At 66.6% G+C, this 2,946-nt stretch carries 2 protein-coding genes; both read left to right on the forward strand.

Going from position 1 to position 2,946, the window contains the following annotated elements:
- The first annotated feature begins 301 nt into the window (after nt 1-301).
- On the forward strand, nt 302-2,617 hold the full coding sequence (locus HCH03_RS16170; protein ID WP_221690328.1) for a molybdopterin-dependent oxidoreductase: 2,316 nt from the start codon (nt 302-304) through the stop codon (nt 2,615-2,617).
- On the forward strand, nt 2,614-2,946 hold a 333-nt coding region (locus tag HCH03_RS16175), incomplete at its 3' end, for a 4Fe-4S dicluster domain-containing protein (protein ID WP_221690329.1). The genes HCH03_RS16170 and HCH03_RS16175, both read left to right, overlap by 4 nt.

Raw genomic sequence — 2,946 nt, forward strand, 5'->3', positions numbered from 1 at the left:
CCATGCGGTTCGGCACCGTCGAGGAGATCGCCGCGGCGGCCGCCGAGAAGGGCCGCCGCGCGATGTTCGTGCCGACGGTCTGAAACGCCGGCGCCCATGCGGGCCGACTGTAGGGCAAGGGCTCTGCCCTTGCCGTCGGCCCGCGAGGGCGCCCCGCCGTTGGGCGGCAAGGGCAGAGCCCTTGCCCTGCAAGCCCAGCGAAGCGACGCTTTCGACACAGCCCCCTGCAAGGGGTGCCGACATCGGCCAAGCACCGCGTCGGTTTCGACGCAAGCCCTATGGACACACGAAAGAGGAGATTATGGAAGATTATTACGAGAGCCATAAAGGCCAGGTGGAATGGCAGGACGGCGACTACACCGTCACGCGCACCACGGTTTGGTCCGGCCCCGGATGCCACGACGGCTGCGGCGTGCTGTACTACACGAAGGACGGCAAGCTCGAAAAGGTCGAGGGCGATCCCGACTGCGCCTACAACCAGGGCACGCTCTGCATGCGCTGCCTCGAGATGCCCGAGGCCGTGAACAACCCCCGTCGTCCCACCCGTCCGCTCAAGCGCGTCGGCGAGCGCGGCGAGAACAAGTGGGAGGGCATCACCTGGGATGAGGCCTACGACATCATCGAGGCGAAGGTGCGCAGCATCTGGGACGAGTACGCTCCCGAGTCCATCGCGTGCATGATCGGCACGGGCCGCGCGAATTGCTGGCAGGTACCCTATCTGTGCTACTCGGCCTTCGGTTCGCCGAACTTCTGCCTGGGCTTCCTTTCCGGGGAGTCCTGCTTCCAGCCCCGTTCCGCCGCCATGGCCTCCATGAACGGCGACTTTCTGATCGCCGACTGCTCGCAGCAGTTCGAGAAGCGCTACGACACCGAGAACACCGAATGGCGCGTGCCCGAGATCATCGTCAACTGGGGCTGCAACGCCGTCGCCTCCAACTCCGACAACTTCTACGGGGGCTGGATCGTCGACTGCATGCAGCGCGGCACGAAGCTCATCACCGTCGACCCGTCGCTGACCTGGCTCGCCGCGCGCTCCGAGGTATGGCTGCGCCTGCGCCCCGGCACCGACGGCGCTCTGGCCCTGGCCATGCTGAACGTCATCATCGAAGAAGACCTGTGGGACCACGACTTCGTCGAGAACTGGTGCTACGGCTTCGACGAGCTGGCCGAGCGCGTGAAGGAGTGGACGCCCGAGCGGAGCGCCGAGATCTGCTGGGTCGAGGCGGACACGATTCGCGCCGCCGCCCGCCGGTACGCCGAGGCCAAGCCCGCCGCCATCCAATGGGGCCTTCCCATCGACCAGGCTGTCATGGGCATTCCCACGGCGCAGGCCATCAACGCGCTCTGGGCGATCACCGGGAACACGGACGTTCCCGGCGGCAACATCATCATCCGCAACGCCTTCGACCAGAACGTGTCCTACAACTACGGTTACAACAACCTGCCGGCCGAGGTCCAGGCGAAGCGCATCGGCGCCGAGTACCCGCTCATGTCGAAGGCCGGGTTCAGCTCGACGGCCCACTCCGACTCCATCCTGCAGGCCATCGAGACGGGCGAGCCGTATCCCATCCGCATGCTGTGGCTCACCTCCACGAACCCCATCGCCAACATGGCGTCCGACGCTCCCCGCGTGTTCCGCGCGGTGAAGACAGTCGACTTCGTCATCGTCAACGACCTGTTCCTCACGCCCACCGCCGTGGCCTTCGCGGACATCTTTCTGCCCGCCGCCATGAGCCCCGAGCGCGACATGCAGCGCGTGTGGTGGGTTCCGCTGCGCGGCATGAAGAAGGTCGTGCAGTACGCCGAGGCGAAGTCCGACGACACGGTGGTCACCGAGCTGGGCAAGCGCCTGCATCCCGAGAACTTCCCTTGGGACGACGACAAGGGGTGGACGGACAACATCCTGCGTACCGAGACCCCGGGCTACGACGGCGGCTACGACGACCTGTGCAACCGCGACGTCTGGGTCTATCCCGACTTCGAGTACCGCAAGTACGAGAAGGGCCTGCTGCGCCCCGACGGCCAGCCGGGTTTCAACACGCCCACCGGCCGCGTGGAGCTGTACAACTCGGTGTTCTCGCTGTGGGGCTACGATCCGCTGCCCGACTGGGCCGAGCCCTCGTGCTCGCCGTACGCGTCCCCCGAGCTTTACGAAGAGTACCCCTTCGTGCTCACCACCGGCGCGCGTTCCTTCGAGTTCTTCCACTCCGAACACCGTCAGCCCGAGCTGACCTCGCGCGAGCTGCATCCCGACCCCCTGTTCGAGATGAGCGCCAAGAGCGCCGCCGAGCTCGGGCTGCACGAGGGCGATTGGTGCTGGCTCGAGAACCAGCGCGGGCGCTGCCGCCAGAAGCTGCACGTGAACCCCTCGCTCGACGACCGCGTCGTGCGCGCCGAGCACGGCTGGTGGTTCCCTGAGCGGGAGGCTGCCGAGCCCTCGCTCTACGGCGTGTTCGACTCCAACATCAACAACCTGCTGCCGCAATGCGAGAACGGCGTGACGGGGTACGGCGCGCCGTACAAGAACCAGCTGTGCAAAGTCTATCTGTGCACCGAGGAGAACAGCGAAACGCTGCCTTCCCTGCACGTTACCAAGATGGGAGGCTACTCCAAATGACCACGAACGCGCTCTTGATCGACTACGAGTTCTGCACGGGCTGCCACGCCTGCGAGGTGGCCTGCAAGAAGCACCTCGGCCTGCCGCAGGGCCAGTTCGGCATCAAGCTCCTGCAGGACGGCCCGCGCGAGCTGGAAGGGGGAGGCTGGGAGTACAACTACCTGCCCATGCCCACCAGCCTGTGCGACCTGTGCGCCCCCCGCATCGCCGAGGGCAAGGACGCCGCCTGCGTCCACCACTGCCCGGCCCACGCCATGCGGTTCGGCACCGTCGAGGAGATCGCCGCGGCGGCCGCCGAGAAGGGCCGCCGCGCGATGTTCGTGCCGACG

It is taken from the genome of Gordonibacter massiliensis (ex Traore et al. 2017), assembly GCF_019731765.1.
Lineage (GTDB): Bacteria > Actinomycetota > Coriobacteriia > Coriobacteriales > Eggerthellaceae > Gordonibacter > Gordonibacter massiliensis.